The organism is Maritalea porphyrae, from assembly GCF_027213965.1.
GTDB lineage: Bacteria > Pseudomonadota > Alphaproteobacteria > Rhizobiales > Devosiaceae > Maritalea > Maritalea porphyrae_A.
This window is the reverse complement of the sequence record NZ_JAPWGX010000001.1, coordinates 487095-504690: the sequence shown is the minus strand read 5'-3', so window position 1 is coordinate 504690 and position 17596 is coordinate 487095. Positions and strand designations below refer to the sequence as shown.

Annotated in this window: 17 protein-coding genes; 10 read left to right on the top strand and 7 right to left on the bottom strand. The window is 49.6% G+C overall.

The window, feature by feature from the left end; genetic code table 11:
- Nucleotides 1-2: 2 nt before the first annotated feature.
- Nucleotides 3-1097, top strand: coding sequence for a Zn-dependent alcohol dehydrogenase (locus O4H47_RS02725; protein ID WP_269392400.1), 1095 nt, complete (start codon nt 3-5; stop codon nt 1095-1097).
- Here O4H47_RS02725 and O4H47_RS02720 read toward each other — a convergent pair.
- Nucleotides 1094-1765, bottom strand: coding sequence for a GntR family transcriptional regulator (locus O4H47_RS02720; protein WP_269392399.1), 672 nt, complete (start codon nt 1763-1765; stop codon nt 1094-1096). The two genes, O4H47_RS02725 and O4H47_RS02720, sit on opposite strands and share 4 nt — an antisense overlap.
- 231 nt (nt 1766-1996) lie before the next feature.
- Between O4H47_RS02720 and O4H47_RS02715 the strand changes: the two genes are divergently transcribed.
- From O4H47_RS02715 to O4H47_RS02695, 5 genes are all read left to right on the top strand, one after another.
- Entirely contained in the window at nt 1997-3292 is a 1296-nt protein-coding gene (locus O4H47_RS02715; RefSeq protein WP_269392398.1) for a glutamine synthetase family protein, read from the top strand.
- 280 nt (nt 3293-3572) lie between these two features.
- A complete protein-coding gene (locus O4H47_RS02710; protein ID WP_269392397.1) occupies nt 3573-5468 on the top strand; it encodes an ABC transporter permease subunit in 1896 nt (631 codons plus the stop codon).
- A 21-nt stretch (nt 5469-5489) separates the two neighbouring features.
- Complete coding sequence (locus O4H47_RS02705; protein ID WP_269392396.1) at nt 5490-6650, top strand: ABC transporter substrate-binding protein; 1161 nt, start codon at nt 5490-5492, stop codon at nt 6648-6650.
- A gap of 61 nt (nt 6651-6711) precedes the next feature.
- The gene (locus O4H47_RS02700; RefSeq protein ID WP_269392395.1) at nt 6712-7428 is read left to right on the top strand and encodes an ABC transporter ATP-binding protein; all 717 of its coding nucleotides are present in this window, start codon (nt 6712-6714) and stop codon (nt 7426-7428) included.
- 9 nt (nt 7429-7437) lie between these two features.
- Entirely contained in the window at nt 7438-8325 is an 888-nt protein-coding gene (locus tag O4H47_RS02695) for a branched-chain amino acid ABC transporter permease (RefSeq protein WP_269392394.1), read from the top strand.
- Nucleotides 8326-8568: 243 nt separating this feature from the next.
- Here O4H47_RS02695 and O4H47_RS02690 read toward each other — a convergent pair whose 3' ends face one another.
- Genes O4H47_RS02690 through O4H47_RS02665 form a run of 6 tightly spaced genes read right to left on the bottom strand, consistent with a single transcriptional unit; the run spans nt 8569 to nt 14580 of the window.
- Nucleotides 8569-9018 carry a gamma-glutamylcyclotransferase family protein gene (locus O4H47_RS02690; RefSeq protein ID WP_269392393.1) on the bottom strand — a complete coding sequence of 150 codons (450 nt, stop codon included), beginning with the start codon at nt 9016-9018 and terminating at the stop codon, nt 8569-8571.
- Nucleotides 9019-9040: 22 nt separating this feature from the next.
- On the bottom strand, nt 9041-10090 hold the full coding sequence (locus tag O4H47_RS02685) for an ABC transporter ATP-binding protein (RefSeq protein ID WP_269392392.1): 1050 nt from the start codon (nt 10088-10090) through the stop codon (nt 9041-9043).
- A 2-nt stretch (nt 10091-10092) separates the two neighbouring features.
- Entirely contained in the window at nt 10093-10959 is an 867-nt protein-coding gene (locus O4H47_RS02680) for an ABC transporter permease (RefSeq protein ID WP_269392391.1), read from the bottom strand.
- Between the two features lie 9 nt (nt 10960-10968).
- On the bottom strand, nt 10969-11940 hold the full coding sequence (locus O4H47_RS02675; protein ID WP_269392390.1) for an ABC transporter permease: 972 nt from the start codon (nt 11938-11940) through the stop codon (nt 10969-10971).
- Nucleotides 11940-12944, bottom strand: coding sequence for an ABC transporter ATP-binding protein (locus O4H47_RS02670; RefSeq protein WP_269392389.1), 1005 nt, complete (start codon nt 12942-12944; stop codon nt 11940-11942). The genes O4H47_RS02675 and O4H47_RS02670 overlap by 1 nt, the downstream gene beginning before the upstream one ends.
- A gap of 25 nt (nt 12945-12969) precedes the next feature.
- Complete coding sequence (locus tag O4H47_RS02665) at nt 12970-14580, bottom strand: ABC transporter substrate-binding protein (RefSeq protein ID WP_269392388.1); 1611 nt, start codon at nt 14578-14580, stop codon at nt 12970-12972.
- Nucleotides 14581-14736: 156 nt separating this feature from the next.
- Here O4H47_RS02665 and O4H47_RS02660 point away from each other — a divergent pair, with 156 nt between their 5' ends.
- The 4 genes from O4H47_RS02660 to O4H47_RS02645 are packed head-to-tail and all read left to right on the top strand — an operon-like array spanning nt 14737 to nt 17536.
- Nucleotides 14737-15630, top strand: coding sequence for a LysR substrate-binding domain-containing protein (locus O4H47_RS02660; RefSeq protein WP_269392387.1), 894 nt, complete (start codon nt 14737-14739; stop codon nt 15628-15630).
- Nucleotides 15631-15666: 36 nt separating this feature from the next.
- A complete protein-coding gene (locus O4H47_RS02655; RefSeq protein ID WP_269392386.1) occupies nt 15667-16509 on the top strand; it encodes an RHS repeat-associated core domain-containing protein in 843 nt (280 codons plus the stop codon).
- Nucleotides 16510-16545: 36 nt separating this feature from the next.
- Nucleotides 16546-16872 carry a hypothetical protein gene (locus tag O4H47_RS02650; protein WP_269392385.1) on the top strand — a complete coding sequence of 109 codons (327 nt, stop codon included), beginning with the start codon at nt 16546-16548 and terminating at the stop codon, nt 16870-16872.
- A gap of 10 nt (nt 16873-16882) precedes the next feature.
- Nucleotides 16883-17536 carry a hypothetical protein gene (locus tag O4H47_RS02645; protein ID WP_269392384.1) on the top strand — a complete coding sequence of 218 codons (654 nt, stop codon included), beginning with the start codon at nt 16883-16885 and terminating at the stop codon, nt 17534-17536.
- Nucleotides 17537-17596: the final 60 nt, after the last annotated feature.

Below are 17596 nucleotides of genomic sequence, written 5' to 3'. Positions count from 1 at the left end.
CTATGAAAGCTGCAATTTTTCGACAAGCGGGTCAGCCGTTAGAAATTGAAGAGATTACACTGTCCAATCCGGGGCATAATGAAGTGTTGGTTGAAGTTGCGGCAACAGGACTTTGCCACACAGACTTGCACTTCATGGACGGGCATTTGCCTGTGCCTGCGCCTGCTGTTCTTGGGCACGAAACCGCAGGCATTGTGCGCGCAGTAGGGGCTGGGGTGAGCTATTTGCAGCCCGGCGACCATGTTATTGGCTGTTTGTCCGCTTTTTGCGGATCTTGTCATCAGTGCCTTTCTGGACACCCTTCGATTTGTGAAGATCAAGCGTCCATCAACCGTGATGACAAAGAAGAGCCGCGCCTGATGCAGGCGGGCAGTTCTGTGCAACAGTTCATGAACCTATCAGCTTTCGCTGACCATATGTTGGTGCATGAACATGCGCTGGCCAAAATCGACAAAGCGATGCCATTAGACAAGGCCGCTTTGATTGGTTGTGGGGTCACAACGGGCATTGGTGCGGTTATGCGCACCGCAAAAGTTGAGCTTGGTTCGAGCGTTGTGGTTATTGGCTGTGGCGCGGTTGGCCTGAATGCAGTGCAAGGCGCGCGAATGGCCGGAGCACTCAATATTATCGCGATTGATATTAATGCCGATCGATTGGCGATGGCGAAGAAATTTGGCGCAACCCACGTCATAAACTCCAAAACTGCCTCGCCAGTGGATCAGGTTATACAGATAACGCTGGGCAAGGGGGCTGAATATGCATTTGAAGCCGTCGGTTCACCCCAATTGGCGCGCGACGCTTTTATGATGTTGCGCAAAAACGGCACATTGGTGTTGATCGGGCTTATGTCACAAGACGCAGAAGTGTCGTTGCCCTTCATGCAGTTTATCGCAGAGCGTCGAGTTATGGGATGCGATATGGGATCAAACCAGTTCCGAACCGATATGCAGCGGTTGGTGGCATTCTATTTGGACGGTCGTCTCAATCTTGATGATATGCTGACCGGACGGATTCCGTTGCATCAGATCAATGACGGCTTTGATGATATGCGCAAAGGGCAGGGCATCCGCACCATCATTGATTTTTCAATTGGTTAGGCCGCTTCTTCTGCCAATGCACCAAGTTGCAGATCCAGGCCGTCGTTGATATGTGCTCGCATAGCCATTTCAGCGGCGGCAGGGTCGCCAGCCTTTAGCGCATCACATAGAGCCTGGTGCTCGCCCAGAGACTTTTCCAGTTCATGTTCTTTGATCGTTGCGAACAAATGGAATGAAAACCCTCGGTTCCACATTTGGTCAAACATATCTAGCAAATAGCGATTGTTTGTTCTTTCAACAAAAGCGCGATGGATGTTTTTGTTGGCATCATAGAAATCTGCAGCTGTTTTCAAGTCGCGCGTTTCTTCAAGTGTTATTACAGCTTCAATCTGCTTAAACAGCTTTTCATCACCGCTTTCGGTCAAAAGCCGTGCTGCATATCCTTCAATAGCTGCGCGCGTGTGGTATATTTCATGTACTTCTTCAAGTTCAATCTGCCGGATTATGAAGCCGCCACGACCAGATAGCGTTAGAATGCCTTCTTGCTCTAATCGCAACAAAGCTTCGCGGATTGGTGTGCGGCTGATCTCAAGTTCTGCCGCCAGTTTTTCCTGAACCAGGCGCTGATCCGGCGAAATCTGACCCTCGTGGATGGCATTGATGATCTGTGTATACACTTCATCAGCAAGTCGAATTCTTGGAGCATTTATCTTTTTGAATGTTGCCATGTCTGCCGCCTTGCCAATTTCTTTGTATACAGTTGCCATACGACAAGCAGTTGCTCAAGACAACCGCATTCGAACCAACTTAAATTACGAATAACGAACAAAAAATAAGTTCAAATACTAATTACATGCATAAAACATAACATTATCTGTTCGAATTTGATATTATGAAACTCTTGCATACTGAATACAAAAATGCAAAATTTCTGGAAAGACAAAAGGGGAGAGAGACCTTTGGGGTTTTCAGATTATACTTTGCCAGAGGGAACGCACACTATTGTGTTGGGCGTTGGCGATGTTAACGGCTTTATGCGCGGCAAGCGCATTCCCGCAACGCAATGGGAGCGCACGTGCAACGATGGCAATGCCATTATCGCTGCGCTTTTTGCAATGGACATGACCAGTGATGTCTGGGACACGCCATATTGTAGTTTCGATAACGGCTATGTGGACATGCATATGTTCCCATCTCACGTGCCCGTGGCGTCACCTTGGGAAGAGGGCGTGGCAATTTGTATGGCGCGCGCTGAGGGGCTTGACCATAAGCCCGTGCCAATCGATCCACGCAATGCGCTTGTTGCTCAAGTCGAGCGGGCGGCCAAAATGGGCTATGAGGTTCAAGTCGGCACAGAGCTTGAGTTCTATTTGCTGGACCCAGAAACCGGGAAGCCGACATTTTCTGGCAACCAAGTCTATGGCATCAACCGCATGGCTGAAATGGAGCATGTTCTTGGTCCCATCCGCGAGCACTTGAACGCCCTTGGCATTCCTATTGAGCAGTCGAACCCAGAATATGCCGCAGGGCAAGTTGAGGTGAATATTCGGTATGGTGAGGCACTCAAAGCCGCCGATCGCGTTGTGCTTTTCCGTGCGATGGTCAAAGAACTTGCACTTAAGCATGGCTATCTTGCTACATTTATGGCCAAGCCGTACATCGATCAAAGTGGCAGCGGGTTTCATACGCACTATTCATTGTGGAGAGACGGCAAAAACCAATTCGCAACCAACAAAACGATCAACAAAACCGGTTTGGCATTCTTGGCAGGTTTGCAAACGCGAATGGCGGAAATGTCTTTGGTGACATCAATGACGCCAAACGCCTATCGTCGCCGTCAGCCCTATACATTTTGCCCCATGAACGCCAGCTGGGGATATGATAACCGCACGGTTGGATTGCGTGTGATTGATGGATCAGACACGGCAGTGCGTATTGAAAAGCGCGACGCTTCCGCCGACTGCAATCCATATTATTTGTTGGCATGTGAAATTGCGGCTGGTCTAGATGGAATTGAAGCTGGTCTGAAACCTGGTCCTCATATCGAGGGCAACGCATATGAAGATAGTGATGATGAGCCCTTGCCATTGTCCCTTGATGAGGCCGTTCGACGCGCAAAACAGTCTCAGTTTATGCAAGACGTGGTCGGCAAAGACCGGCTAGCCGTGATTGTAAAACAGGCGGAACGTGAAATTGAATTTGTGAATAAACAGGTTACGCAAGTGGAGACCGACCGCTATCTGCACAATTTCTAATGTTTTAGTTGTCAAATTCAAGCATAGAGCGATCTCAGGTATAAGTATCTGAGATCGTTTGTTTATATTTGGCAGTTCCATTGTCGCAATAGTCGGTCGGGTAAAATTAAGTTACGATACATAACAGTAAACTGCCAAAAATATCGCTTTTATTGCGACTTTCAAACAATTATCTTTGAATATGTACACAAGTGATGTGTAAACCGCCGGCCGACGTCGTTGAATGTTGGGGGCGGTGAATATTTGCATCAATTCAAACGATGCAAAGGGGGAGGATCGATTGAGCAGTATCGGTATGGCGCAAAGCGAAACTGCGCGCGCGTCGAAGTTTTCGGCGTTTTTTGACCAACGAACAAGGGTTTCTGTCTTCAGCGCAGTCTCGCTATTCTTGCTGGTGTGCGGGGTTCTAGCGCTGATTGCAGGGCTTGGCTTCGCCAGTGAACGTTTGTTGAAAATCGCCGCCATCAATATTATTGCAGGCGTTGGTCTTGGGCTGTTTTGCGGCTCAACGGGCATCCTTTCGCTTGGCCATGTCGTCTTCTTTGGCATCGGCGCCTATGTGTCCGCGTGGTTCACCATTCCATCCACGATAAAGCCAATTTTGCTACCACAGTTGCCCGCACCATTGTTAAATGTGGAATGGCCGTTGGTCGCGGCCATTGTGCCAGCTACGTGTGCTGCCGCAATTGTTGGGGTGCTAACAGGTTTTGTTATGCAGCGACTGCGCGAAACATCTGCCGTCATTGCAAGCTTTGGTTTCCTGGTCATCGCCTATTTGCTATTTATCGGCCTGAAGCCGCTTACCAACGGCAAGCAGTCACTATATGCTTTGCCAACCGAGCAGGTTACTTGGCCGCTGGTTCTTGGTTTGTTGGCGCTGGCGCTGATGATTGCGTTCGCCGTAAAATCGAGCCGCATCGGCCGCGCTGCAGAAAGTTTTAGAGAAAACGAACCAGCTGCGCGCTCAATCGGCATACGCTCGGAGCGACCAATTTTTGGTGTCTGGGTGGTTAGCGCTGCGATCATGGGGGCAGCTGGTGCATTGTTTGCCCATTCCGTTGGTGTGGTGTCGCCGTCTTCATTCTATCTCGACAAAACCTTTGCGCTTATCGTGTTGGTGATCGTTGGTGGCTATCGCTCGCTCACTGGTGCCGTTGTTGGCGCAATATTTGTTAGTTTTGCTGAAGAGATCTTCAAAAAGACTGAGGAATTCCTCAATGGGTATTCGGGCACTGAATTGGCGTTTGGCTTTATTATGCCAAACGTGTTTGGCCTAACAGCTCTGTCGTTTTCACTTTTGATCTTGCTGGTGCTCTATTATCGCCCAGAAGGGGTGGCGGGATACAAGGAGATCGCTGCGCACCAATGGTTCCAGCGTTTGTTCCCGAATGTATTTGCAGAGAAAACTGCCCATTCGAATAAGCCCAACTACCACGTTGATGAAACCGCGGTACTCACCACAACAAATCTGCAAAAATCCTATGGTGCTTTTTGTGCGATGGATAAAATCAATCTTGAAGTCAAAGCGGGCCAAATCGTTGGACTGATCGGTCCAAACGGTGCGGGGAAGAGCACATTCATTAACGTCATCACCGGCAATCTTTTTGCAACAGGTGGTTCAATTCAGCTCAACGGGAATGACGTAACGCTGGCGAGTGCCAGTGAATTGGCAAAAATTGGACTAGGCCGAACCTTTCAAAACATTAGAACGTTTGGTGCCATGAGCGCGCTTGAAAACGTCATAGCTGCGGTCAATGTTTCGCGCCCCGATATGTCTCGGGTAGAAGCAGAGCAATTGGCGCTCAATTGGTTAGCCTTTTTGGGGCTGGAAAATAAATATCAAGAGCAGGCCGATGGTTTGGCCTATGGCGATCAGCGACGTCTTGAGATCGCACGCGCTCTGGCTCTTGAACCACAGTTCCTTATTTTGGACGAGCCTGCTGCTGGCATGAACGACCAAGAAACCAAAGACCTTACAGACCTTTTGCAACAAATTGTGCAGCGCATCGGCTGCGGAATCTTGTTGGTTGAACATGACCTTCCAATGGTCATGGCGCTCTGTGATCAGATCTATGTGGTCAATAAGGGCGAACAAATTGCGAGCGGAACCCCTCAGGAGGTTCAGGCGGATCCGCACGTCATAGAAGCCTATATCGGCGAAGAAATGGACGACTAAACGTCCAAAGTGGAGGGAAGAATGATTAGGAAAATTCTATTAGCAACAGCAGTTGCTGCGCTCGGAACGATGCCTGCGATGTCAGAAGACTTTGTGATTGGTGCTGTGAACGCCAAAACCGGCTTTATGGCGTCATATGATGCGCCATTTATGCAAGGCGTTTCAATGTATCAAACTGAAGCAAATGCGCGCGGTGGGTTCTTGGGCAAATACCCAATTGAATTGATTGAGCGCGATGATGCTTCTGACGTTCAAAAATCAACCGTTTCAACCGCAGAAGTCATGGCGAGCGAAAAAATGCACGCCTTCATCACATCGGCTTTGGTGCCTTACGCGGTGTCCGCGGGCACACAAGCGTTACGCAAAGACATGTTGGCGGTTCACACGATTGCGTCTCAACCAACAATCCCCGCACGTTTGGGCGAAGGCTCGTTTCTTGTTATGATGTCCGACGCGCATATGGGGGGAGTTTACGCAAAGTTTGCCGCCCAGGATTTGAAAGCAAAAACCGCCTATCTGGTCACTTCTCAATTTGATCCTTACACAGACTACTTGCCACGTTACTTTGAGGAAAAGTTCGTCGAGGCAGGTGGTTCAGTTGTTGGGAATTCAGAGTTTGCATATGACCAACAAGAGTTCTCAACAATCATTGCATCAATTAAGGCACTTCCCGAAGAACCTGATGTGATCGTGGCCATGCCATTCGATAATGATTTTCCGGTTTTCATCAATCAACTGCGCGCCGCAGGGATCAAGTCAGCATACTTGGGGCCCGATGTGCTAGATCAACCGGCTGTTCGGGGCTTAGGTGAAGTTGTTGAAGGCGTCTACTACGTAACAATGGCCGCGCCATCTTCTAGCCCAGAAGCTGAAGCGTTTGTTGCAAATTACGCAGCAACCTATGGCAACGAGGATAGCGTTTATCCAGCAATGGTTGGCTACTCGTTTATGCGCATGCTTGAAAAAGCCATTGAGAGCGCCGGAACCATCGACCCGCTATCGGTCCGCAAAGCATTTGGTGAACTGGAAAATGTGAAAACCGAAATCGGTGAAGTCACATTCAAAGGTTTTGGGGCGCTTCCCAATCTGCCTGTGCATGTGATGCAAATCCAAGGCGGCGAGGGCGTTCACATCAAATCTATCAAATTAGAACCAAGTGAAATTCCATCACCTCGTTCATAATTTTGATTGCAAATACCGGGGTGTCGCTTTGTCAGCGTCACCCCACTTTGAAAGTGGATAGATGAAAAACACACTACTCAATGTTGATCAGTTGGAAGTGAGCTATGGGCCGGTGAAAGCCGTGCAAAACATCTCATTTCAAGTCAATGAAGGCGAGTTGGTGACCATCATTGGCGCGAATGGCGCGGGAAAAACATCCACGCTAAACGCCATTATGGGGTTAACGGACATTTCCGCTGGCAAGGTGGAATTCAATGGCAACGATTTGGCCAAATCCTCTGTAGAAGCAAAACCAAAACTGGGCATTGTCATGTCGCCTGAAGGGCGAAGGGTTTTTGCAGATTTGACAGTGAAAGAAAACCTGATCGCTGGTGGCATTACATTGCCAAAAGCTAAATGTGATGTGCGATTGGACGAAATGGTCAAACGCTTCCCTATTTTAGGCGAGCGGGTCAACCAAGAGGCTGGCACGCTCTCTGGTGGTGAGCAGCAAATGCTTGCCATAGCGCGCGCCCTAATGATTGGTCCCAAATTCCTCATACTTGATGAGCCTTCATTGGGTCTTGCACCAAAAATCGTTACCCAAGTATTCGAATTGATCAGTGAATTGCACCAAGAAGGCGTGACCATTTTGTTGGTGGAGCAAAACGTCAAAAAAAGCCTGGCGGTTGCCGACAGGGCCTATGTGATGGAACTGGGGCATATTGTGCGCGAAGGCAGAGCCGCAGACCTTTCGCAAGACAAAAAAATTCACGAAGCCTATTTGGGCGCGGCGTAGGAACTAACCATGGAACAATTAATCCAATTTGCTATATCCGTTTTGAGCCTTGGGGGAACCTACGCATTGCTGGCTTTGGGCCTTGCCACCGTATTTGGACTGCTTGGTTTTCTAAATTTTGCCCATGGCGATCTAATGACCGTTTGCGGCTATGGCTTGTTCTTTATGCTCGCGGCAGGTGTGCCATTTCCAGTAGCGGTCTTGTTCGCAGTCGCTCTAGCGGGGCTTGCGGCCGTTGCTATGGAGCGCATTGCCTTCAGGCCATTGCGTGGACGCAGCCCAATGTCGCTGCTCATCACCTCATTCGCTATCTCTTTGGCGCTGCACGTGAGTTTCCAGATTTTCATTAGCCCGAAATCCAAGCCAATTCCTATCCCTAGCTATTTTTCCGGCTACATGACCTTTGGAGATGTCTTCATTTCCAAAGCGCAAGTCATGTCCATCATCATCTCTTTTGCGACACTGTTTGGACTAAATGCATTCATCACCAAAACTCGGATTGGCATTGCGCTACGTGCTGCTGCATCGGATTTTACCGTTGCCAGATCAATGGGAATAAACGCCAATAAAATGATCATGTTGGCTTTTGGCTTGTCGGGCGTACTTGCTGGCGTCGCCGCCGTCATGTGGATTGCACAGCGCGGCGCTGTTTTTCCAGCGATGGGTCTAACCCCTATGGTCAAAGCGCTAATTGCAGTGATTATAGGTGGGTTATCTAACCCAAAGGGCGCTCTTTATGGCGGTTTCTTGCTGGGACTATTGGAAGCCAGTTTCCTCTATATTCTGCCCGATCAATATGTGATTTATCGCGACGCAGCGGTTCTGTTGACCCTGATTGCATTCTTGATGATGCGTCCAAATGGGATCATCGCAACAAATGCTGAACCAATGCGGTGATGTGGTGCGCGATCCGTTTTTTTGGAAAGTAAATTGCCAGAATTGAAAACACTCTTTGAGGAGCTCTCGTTTGGAAACAGAGCTCCTCTTCTTTTAGGTGTTTATGATATCAATCGCTTTGAAAGTGGAACCGTTCGGGCAGGGCGACTACTCTAATATTGCCACAGGCCGCCCAATCCATATTTGCGCCTGCCGCCGTGGCGACAGGCTTTTCAATTAATGTGTAGCCGCTAACTACCTATTTCAGCAAACGACTCTGTCGATCATGGCGTTCATAAATGTCTTATAGTCGATTGGAAAGTCAGCTGTTTCCAACCCTTTTAGGATTGGCGAGACGTATTTCTCTGTGGGTGCCCACTCATTCAGTTCACCTGGAATAATGTATGTGGACGAGGGCACTTTGTTGCCAGATGCATCTATCAACGTTATTGGGGTATGTACCCATTGTTTGGTCGAGACCTCGGCTGCATCGTCCATTTTGGCCATATCTTCGTCGGTCAATTCATATTGAATGCCATAGGTAACCGCGCCTTCTTTGGCGACGAGTGTGCAACCTGCAAGGCCTTCCCTAGAGCAATTTCCAAACGCCATTTCATAGCCGTCTAGCCGCATGTAGCCCACGTTCTTTGCGCTTGGGCACACGCCGCGCATGCTCTCTTCAACCAAAAGGGTGCCATAAGCAAAATAATGCATTTTAGTCTCTCCGTGTTTTCGATTATTCGTTTGTCTTTGTTTCGCTGAACCAAAAGTCTTGTTGGCTTAACCTGTCGCGAAAATCGTTCATCTCGTTTGCCCGATGACAGCGCACCAAGCGCTCGCCTTCTGCTTGGCCAACAGGTTCAAGGGAAGGCATGTCTTGCCAACACGCATCAATCGCCATTGGACATCGGGGGGCAAAACGACAGCCCTGAAATGGTTGTGACAGGTCAGGCGGCGCACCGGGGATGGATATGGGGTCGTGATCAAGCGTCAGGTCGGGGATCGCATATCTCAAGCCAGCGGTATAGGGATGCAATGGGGTGCGTGTGATGGACTTTGTATTCCCGGTCTCAACAATCATGCCTGCATACATCACCACAATGCGCTCGCAGCTTTCAACGACCAACGCCAAGTCGTGCGTGACCAAAACAATTGAAAAGCCTTGTTCAGCTTGTAGGCTGTAAAGGCGGTCAAAAATTTGGTCTTGGACGATCACATCCAGAGCAGTTGTTGGTTCGTCCGCCAGCACGATTTCAGGTTCAAGTGCCAGCGCCATGGCAATGACAGCACGTTGACGCATGCCGCCCGAAAACTGGTGCGGATAGTCATCCAATCGTTCCGATGACACGCCGACCAAATCGAACAATTCTTTCGCGCGTTCGCGAGCCTTTTCTTTGGGAATGTCTTTGTGTGATAGGATCGCCTCTTCAATCTGCGCGCCGATCTTGTGGACCGGATTGAGAGCATTAAGCGCGCTCTGCGTAATCATTGAGATACGCGCCCATCGTGCTTTTCGGCGCGTTTCACCGTCAGTGGTCAATAGGTCAGTTTTATCCAATAATATTTGGCCATTTGGGGTCCGCGCATTTTTGGGCAGCACCCCCATGATGGCTTTGAGCAAAGTCGATTTTCCACAGCCACTTTCTCCAACCAACCCAATTCGATCACCTTTGAAAAGATCCAAATTAATCTCTCGCAAAGCGGCAACAGGATGTTCGCCAGCGTTGTAATCTACGTCCAGGTCTTTGATGGAAAGCGCCGGGGTGAACTGATGTGTTTTGTCCATGATTAACCCGCCTGCTTTATGCGTGGATTGACAACTTCTTCATATGCGCGGCCAATGAAATAAACCGAGGTCACAAGCACCATGATGGCAATGCCGGGCGGCACCACCCACCAGGGTGCGCGATACATCATTTGCGATGCGTAGGCGTCGTAGATGATCGATCCCCAACTCACGACATTTGGATCACCAAAGCCCAAGAACCCAATGCTGGCCTCAGTAATGATTGCCCAAGCCAGTGCAAATGTGACGCCAACAAGCGCAAACGGCATGATGTTGGGGGCGATTTCTTTGTAAATAATGTCAAAATCACTCGCACCGGTGGTGCGCGCCGCCGCAATGAATTGGCGTTCGCGTAAGGAGAGCACTTCCGCCCGCACAATCCGTGCCGTTGAGCGCCACATCACAATCATCATCGCGAAAATGATGGTCCAAATGTTTTGCCCCGTTAAGGACAGCAAAACGATGATAAAGGGCAGGAATGGCAGCCCTAAGAAAATGTCAGTTATGCGCATGAGTATGCTGTCCACGCGGCCACCAAGGTAGCCCGCCAATAGCCCAACATTCACCCCAATCAGCACGGTGCCCAGAGCGGTCAAAACGCCAATGGTAAGCGCGGGGCGTGCGCCCCAAAGCATTTGGCTCATGACATCGCGGCCAAGCAAGGTTGTACCCAACCAGTGCTTCCACGTGGGCGGGGAAAGACGCACCAGCTTACCCGCTTCGTCATAGATGCGTTCGGTCGGCCCATAAGGGGCAACCAATGGCCCCAAGGTCGCAATGGCCACGCAAAGACAGAAGATGGATAAGCTGATGCGCCCAGCGGGAGAACTCCAAATAATGGCAAGGAAACGCGATATAGTGCGGAACATCTAGCTCTCCTACTTATAGGTGATACGGGGGTCTAAAATCCCGTACATGAGGTCGGCCAACAATGTGCCGCCAACTGTTAGAACAGCGATTAAAAGGAACGCGGCCTGCACCACGGGGTAGTCCGACCTCCCCACAGCTTCGACCATCAAGAGGCCGAGGCCGGGCCATGAAAAAACAGTCTCAATCACCACCGATCCAGCAACTGCCCAGCCCAATATCATTGGCAAAGTTGTGGCCAATGGCAGCATAGAATTGCGCATGGCGTGATGGTAAAGAATGCGATTTTCGGGCACGCCTTTCATGCGGGCCAACTCGATGTAATCCTCGCCAATTGTTGACAACATCGTTGAGCGCATGAGCAAAAACGGAAAGCAAAACTGGTAGGCCACATTGACCATGAACGGCAGGGCCAAGTGGTGCAGAAAATCGAGCGACAGATACATTTGCAGGTTTGCTTCAGGGAATTTTCCCGGTGAAACAATGTGCCCCACGGGGAACATATCAAGGCGGATGGAGAAAAACAGGATCGCCAACATACCCAACCAAAACACAGGCGTAGATTGTAATGCCGTTGCAAGCAGCACCAAAAAGCCTTCAACTTTGCTGCCACGTTTCCATGCAACCATGGCACCAGCAAATGCACCAATTGCGTAAGCAACAACCATAGATGGCAAGATCAAGACGAGCGTATTGATTAGTCGGTTGCCAATTTCCCCTGCGACAGGGCGCAAGGTGTGGAAGGAAATGCCAAAGTCAAAAACCAGCAAATTGCGCAGGTAAATGAAATATTGTTCGTGCAAAGGTCGATCGAGCCCGAACTGTGCTTTTAGTGCTTCTTGCGCCTTTGGGTAAAGTGCGGGGCTGATCACCGTGGCGGTTGGATCACCGGGCAGCATGCGGAACATGAAAAACATCACGCTGACCATTACAAAAAGGGTTAGAAGCGCATGCCAAATGCGCTTAATCAAAAACTGTCGCATCAACCGGCCTCCAGCGTTTGGGCATTTTCGAATGCGAAGTGGCACTCAGCACGGTGGTAGCCCCTGCAAAGACCTTCGGGAAAATCTGTAGCGCAAACCGGTTTCGCCACCGGGCAACGAGGGTGAAAACGGCAACCCGCGGGGATGGCGGCTGCGCTTGGTATCGCGCCAGAAATATTTGGCCGCTTGCGCACAACATCTGGGTTGGGATTTGGTGTGGCGGCCAATAGGGCCTGAGTGTAGGGATGCTCGGGGTTTGCAAAAACCTCACGACACGGACCGCTTTCAACAATCCGCCCTAAATACATAATCGCCAATTTGTCACAAACAGCAGGTACAGACGAGAGATCATGCGTAATATATATCAAGCCGATTTTTCGCTTTTGGACCAGCCGTTTAAGCAAACGCACTATGCCCCACTTGATCGAGACATCGAGCATGGAAATCGGCTCGTCAGCGACAATTAAATCTGGCTTGAGCACAAGCGCACGCGCAATGCACACACGTTGACGTTGCCCGCCGCTCAACTCATGCGGGAACTTCGCCAGATAGCGTTCTGGCGGCAGCAGTTCTGCCTCGCTCAACGCTTCAATTGCGCGCTCGCGTAGACCTTTTTTATCCAGCCCCGCCTTTTGATAAATCAACGGGCGGCTGACAATCTCTTCAACGGTGTGTTGTGGATTCAATGACCCATAGGGGTCTTGAAACACCATTTGCACTTGCCGGTGGAATGCGCGGCGATCGTCTTGGCGCAATTGTGCCATGTCGTCGCCACCGAACGAGATTTCGCCTTCGCTTGGCTCTTCCAGACCAACCAACAAGCGGGCAAGGGTTGATTTTCCGCAGCCACTTTCACCGACAAGGCCCAACACTTCGCCGGGCTGGACAGACAGATTTATCCCGTCTACGGCGCGAATTGATTGAGCTTGGGTCAGGCCCAAGAGCGTCGAAAGGCTCTCGCCAAGCACATAGCGCTTGGCGAGGTTTTTTACTTGAAGCATCATAATTGAACGACGATCCTAAAGGATGTTACTCAGGGAAATGCAACGCACCATCTGCGTCCCAGGTGAAACCAGCATCGGCAAGCATTTTTCGCGCTTTTTCGATGTCGTATTGTGGCAACTCAAGTGTTGCACTGTGCCAATACCCATTGATCGGAACAATTGAAGACGCGCTTCGCGTGGCGTCGCCACCAAGAACTTCCTCGATGATTTGATCATATGGAACCGCCCATGCCGCAGCTTGACGCAAGGCCTCATTCGAGAATACAGGCCCAGTTGTCTTGTAGCGCGCAGACATATAGCCGTTTGAATTTGTGCGATACAATTTGATGTTCGGCTCAGCCGCAAACTCTTCAACTACAGTTGGCACGAGGGGCTGCAAGGAAATGTCAATTTCGCCCTTTTTAAGTGCCGCACCAACAACTTCAGCCGATCCAAAAACCACATAGAGTAGGTCGGCGGCAGGCTTCATGAAATGGTCGTCACGTTTGGCCAAATAGAGCTCTTGACCCTCTTTCCAATATTTCAAACTATACGGCCCGCTGCCAACAGGATCTGTGTTGCGATATTCTTGCGGTTTGGAAATGCCTGTATCTTCAATCACACTGCCCCAAATATGTTCTGGCAACACGAACACTTGACCCAACGTATGCAAGATGAACGGCGCATAGGCCTCGGTGAGTTTGAAGCGGAGCGTGCCATCATCAAGAATGGTAACGCTCTCCAACCGTTCCAAATATTTCTTGTAGTAAGCCGCTTCCCATTCTTTGAAGTAATCATATGAGAACTTGACGTCAGCCGCGGTGACAGGCTTGCCGTCGGCAAATGTGTGCCCCTCGCGCAGTTTTACATCAATCGTTGTGTCGTCAACAACATTGTAGCTCTCTGCCAAGCGGTTGCGGGGCTTCCCATCCGCACCAAGTTCAATCAAACGATCATAGATTAAGCTGAGATTGATAAAATCTTCAGCCGTATTGGCCGCTAGCGGATTGAATGAAGCCTGGTCAATCGTTTGACCCATTTTCACAGCTTCACCTGTTTTTGACGTCATTTTGGTCAAGTTCCAAATGGAGCGTAATCCATCTGGTGCGGCTTCAAATCCTGGAATTTCTACATTCTCAGTATTAATGCCTGTGGTGGAAATTACCGCCGCAACCACCAACTCAGGTTGGGCGCGGTGCAACGCTGCCTGCAAATCATAAATCACGGCGCGGCGTTCTTCTGGATCATATAAGCCGAGCTGTTTTAGACCCAAACGATCCACTTCTGGATCAGAGAACTCGCCTACGTTCCAGTCGCCTGGGCTGGAGTTGGCAGAGTTAAACTGCGCGTTAGTGAAAAAATCCGGCTCCATGCGGTAAGGTGCGCCCGAGAGCACAGACAAAACGGCATCAAAGTCATGCTCTGAAAACCATTTGCCGAGCATTGGGTTGGGAAACGGTTGTGGGTTCAGATTAACCGTTAGTCCAAGCTCGCGCCAACCTTCTGCGACGTAATTGCTCGTTTCATAATAATGTTGATACTTGGCCGCTGGCCATGTCAGAAAATTGACGTCAGGCACTTTTTCGCCACCCGCAAGTGCGCTCAAAGATGTTGAGCAGAGCAATAGGGCAGCCAATGGTAAGAGTTGCTTTTTCATTTTTCCTCCCTTGCCGATCATTGTCGGCTGAAAAATCCCACATGCCTTTTGCTGGCGTATGGGTGAATTACAGATGGAATTTTGTGGTGAAAAAGGGCTTGTGTAAAACGAGTTAATGCGCAAACATCATTCCAAAATGGAATATAAGGGTAGAAAATGCGCCGTACGTTACCATCCATGAATTCGTTGGTTTGCTTTGAGGCAGTTTATCGTCTTGGCAGCATCACACAGGCGGCCGAAGAGTTGAACATGACGCAAAGCGCGGTGAGCCGGCGTATCCAATCTATGGAGGCACAACTTGGCCTTCAGCTTTTTAGACGCGAGCGAAAACGGCTGTTTCTTGAGCCTGCAGCAGAGCGTTATGGACAAGATATGTCGCAAATTCTCAGCGAAATCGAAGCCTCAACGGCTCGGTTTATTTCACACAATCAGTCGATCGGCTTGCTCACCGTTGCGGTGCCGCCAACCTTTGGATCACGTTGGTTGGTGCCAAAATTGAACGAGTTTATTGCCAGCCACCATGGACTGGACCTCAATCTGGTTTCAAAAATAAAGCCGTTCAATTTCGACACAGAAGATATTGATATTGCCATCCATTTTGGAATGAATGACTGGCAGGGCGCGCGGTTAGATTTCTTGATGCCTGAACATGTTATTCCCGTTTGTGCACCTAGTCTGATTGAAAAGCAGCGTCCCGCCGATATCAATGCAATTTTGGACTATCCTCTTGTTCACCACACAACCCGCCCGAAACTGTGGAATATGTGGTGCGATAACTTTGGCCTCGCCACAAATCGCATCAAATCGGGGCCTCGGTTTGAGCATTATGCCCATGTCATTCAAGCTGCGGTGAATGGGATTGGATTTGCCCTAATCCCTGATTTTTTGGTGCGCAAGGAGGTGCTGCGTGGGGACCTGGTGGTGCCCATACACGCGCGCATGAAATGTGAGGAAGCCTATTATTTTGCCTGCCCACATAAACTGCGGGGCGACAAACGAATTACAGCCTTCGCGAACTGGGTAAAGCAACAATGCGCGGTTGAGAAATAGTCTAGTTGACTTGTTTCAGGCACTTTTTGTCTGCTAATGCGGCGCAGATCGAAGTACCAACCCTTTGGTGGCATCAATGAAATCCTCGCCCAAACCTTCACCCCAGAGCGCACCAAAAGCTATATCGGTGAACGTCACGATGTTGAAACAGGTCTAACCTATCTCAATGCCCGTTACTACGACCCAGAACTGGCCCGCTTCATTCAACCCGACTGGTGGAACCCTGCTGACCCTGCGGTTGGCACCAACCGCTATGCATATTCGCTGAATGATCCGGTGAATAAGAGTGATCCGAGTGGGCATTTCTGTCAAGGTGAAGGATTTGGAGATTGTTTTAGAAATTTTGCAAATGCCATGTCGCCCGCCGCGATCGAAGCGCGTGCGATGGAGCAAGCCAGATCTGGGAACGTGTCTCAAAAACAAATGCTGGGACACGCCGGAGAGGCAATGAGGACCATTGGCACGGAATATCTAGCTAGCGGTGCGGATGTGGTGGAATTAGCAACTCCCGTAGGAGATGTGAAGGGGCTTGTAGATGCCAACTCGATTGCGGATTACGGCATCGTAGCCGCTGCGATTATGCCAGGTGGGAAGTTTGTAAAAGGAATATTGAAAAACCTACCGGTCGATCCTGACGATCTTTTGGGATTGGGGTATAAGGAGATTTCACATCCAGAGGCACGCAAACGCGGTCACAGAACTTTCGTAAATGGGAAAAATGGAGACGAATTAAGGTTTGACGCTGGCAAACCTGGAGAAAGCGGATTTGAGGGTATAGATCACTACCACCGAAAGAACCCCAATACAAAAATAAGAACGATCAATACCTTGATAAAAATGGTCGACCTTGTGCTCGCGGTTGTGGACCCTCGCATTTAATACCAGACGAATAATGGCTTGATTGAGAGGAGAAATATGTTTCACGAAGCAACAGTAGTAAAGTTTGGCATAGTTGGGCGTAAAACAACCATTCACTTGGAACTTGCAGGAAGTAGCGCCGAGGGTAACAAGTTTGTGACAATTTTTGTGTTGCAGACTTCTGAATTAAAAATTGATCAGGAAGTGCTAGAAACCGAAAATGACTTTGACCTTATGCACTTTGAAGATGGTGAGGTATTGTCATTTGAAACACGGTCTGATGGCATAGAGGTGCTGATTGAATGGAATGATTTCAATCGAAGGTGCAACACCACCCGGCTTTACAAAGTTGTGGGCTCATCTGTGGTGACCCACCTCAGTTGACCCAAGTGGCTTGGCCTATTGGAGCCAAAACTCTGAATGGGACATTCTCACCCAAAATGGGGCAGCAAGCTTTGATCAAGTACTGATCAATGGTGCGCAAAATGATGAGTTGGTTGTGCAAATGACCAACGAAACCTACACCTACACGCGTGATGCCGCAGGCCGCATTACCCGTATGGAACGGGATGTAGGTCCAGAGGATTGGACCTGCGCCTATAACGATATTGATCAACTGCTCAGCGCCACAAATGCCAAGCTGGACAAGGGCGGTTTAGACCAAAGTTTCACTTATGACTTTGGCGGCAATATGCTTTCAAACTCGGCTTTGGGCACCTACACCTATGGTGGTCAATATTGGGGCGCTGTACGGCCTCATGCTGTGCTTGAAGCGGGTCTTTACACATATACCTACGACGATAACGGCAACCAACTGACCAAGTCGGATGAAATGGGGCCAATGCGTACCATCACCTATGATGGCGAAAACCGTCCGATCTCGGTTGTTAATTACGCTGGCACGGTCAATTACACTTATGGACCAGACGGCGCTCGGTTAAAGAAAGTCGTCAATTTTGACTCAGGCATAGATACAACTTTGTATTTGGGATCACTCAGCATTTTCAGCAAAAGTTGCATGACTTTTGCGCTCGCGAAGATGCGGTGAAAAGAAGCGTGAAATTGACCCGTCTGGCACCTACACCATTCACATCCATTCAGATGCGAA

Excerpts from the sequence above, each read along its gene's own strand:
- O4H47_RS02665 (WP_269392388.1), bottom strand. The coding sequence starts at position 14,580 with ATGAAAAAGCAACTCTTACCATTGGCTGCCCTATTGCTCTGCTCAACA.
- O4H47_RS02685 (WP_269392392.1), bottom strand. The coding sequence starts at position 10,090 with ATGGACAAAACACATCAGTTCACCCCGGCGCTTTCCATCAAAGACCTG.
- O4H47_RS02720 (WP_269392399.1), bottom strand. The coding sequence starts at position 1,765 with ATGGCAACATTCAAAAAGATAAATGCTCCAAGAATTCGACTTGCTGAT.
- O4H47_RS02675 (WP_269392390.1), bottom strand. The coding sequence starts at position 11,940 with ATGCGACAGTTTTTGATTAAGCGCATTTGGCATGCGCTTCTAACCCTT.
- O4H47_RS02680 (WP_269392391.1), bottom strand. The coding sequence starts at position 10,959 with ATGTTCCGCACTATATCGCGTTTCCTTGCCATTATTTGGAGTTCTCCC.
- O4H47_RS02705 (WP_269392396.1), top strand. The coding sequence starts at position 5,490 with ATGATTAGGAAAATTCTATTAGCAACAGCAGTTGCTGCGCTCGGAACG.
- O4H47_RS02670 (WP_269392389.1), bottom strand. The coding sequence starts at position 12,944 with ATGATGCTTCAAGTAAAAAACCTCGCCAAGCGCTATGTGCTTGGCGAG.
- O4H47_RS02695 (WP_269392394.1), top strand. The coding sequence starts at position 7,438 with ATGGAACAATTAATCCAATTTGCTATATCCGTTTTGAGCCTTGGGGGA.
- O4H47_RS02660 (WP_269392387.1), top strand. The coding sequence starts at position 14,737 with ATGCGCCGTACGTTACCATCCATGAATTCGTTGGTTTGCTTTGAGGCA.
- O4H47_RS02690 (WP_269392393.1), bottom strand. The coding sequence starts at position 9,018 with ATGCATTATTTTGCTTATGGCACCCTTTTGGTTGAAGAGAGCATGCGC.
- O4H47_RS02650 (WP_269392385.1), top strand. The coding sequence starts at position 16,546 with ATGTTTCACGAAGCAACAGTAGTAAAGTTTGGCATAGTTGGGCGTAAA.
- O4H47_RS02725 (WP_269392400.1), top strand. The coding sequence starts at position 3 with ATGAAAGCTGCAATTTTTCGACAAGCGGGTCAGCCGTTAGAAATTGAA.
- O4H47_RS02700 (WP_269392395.1), top strand. The coding sequence starts at position 6,712 with ATGAAAAACACACTACTCAATGTTGATCAGTTGGAAGTGAGCTATGGG.
- O4H47_RS02655 (WP_269392386.1), top strand. The coding sequence starts at position 15,667 with ATGCGGCGCAGATCGAAGTACCAACCCTTTGGTGGCATCAATGAAATC.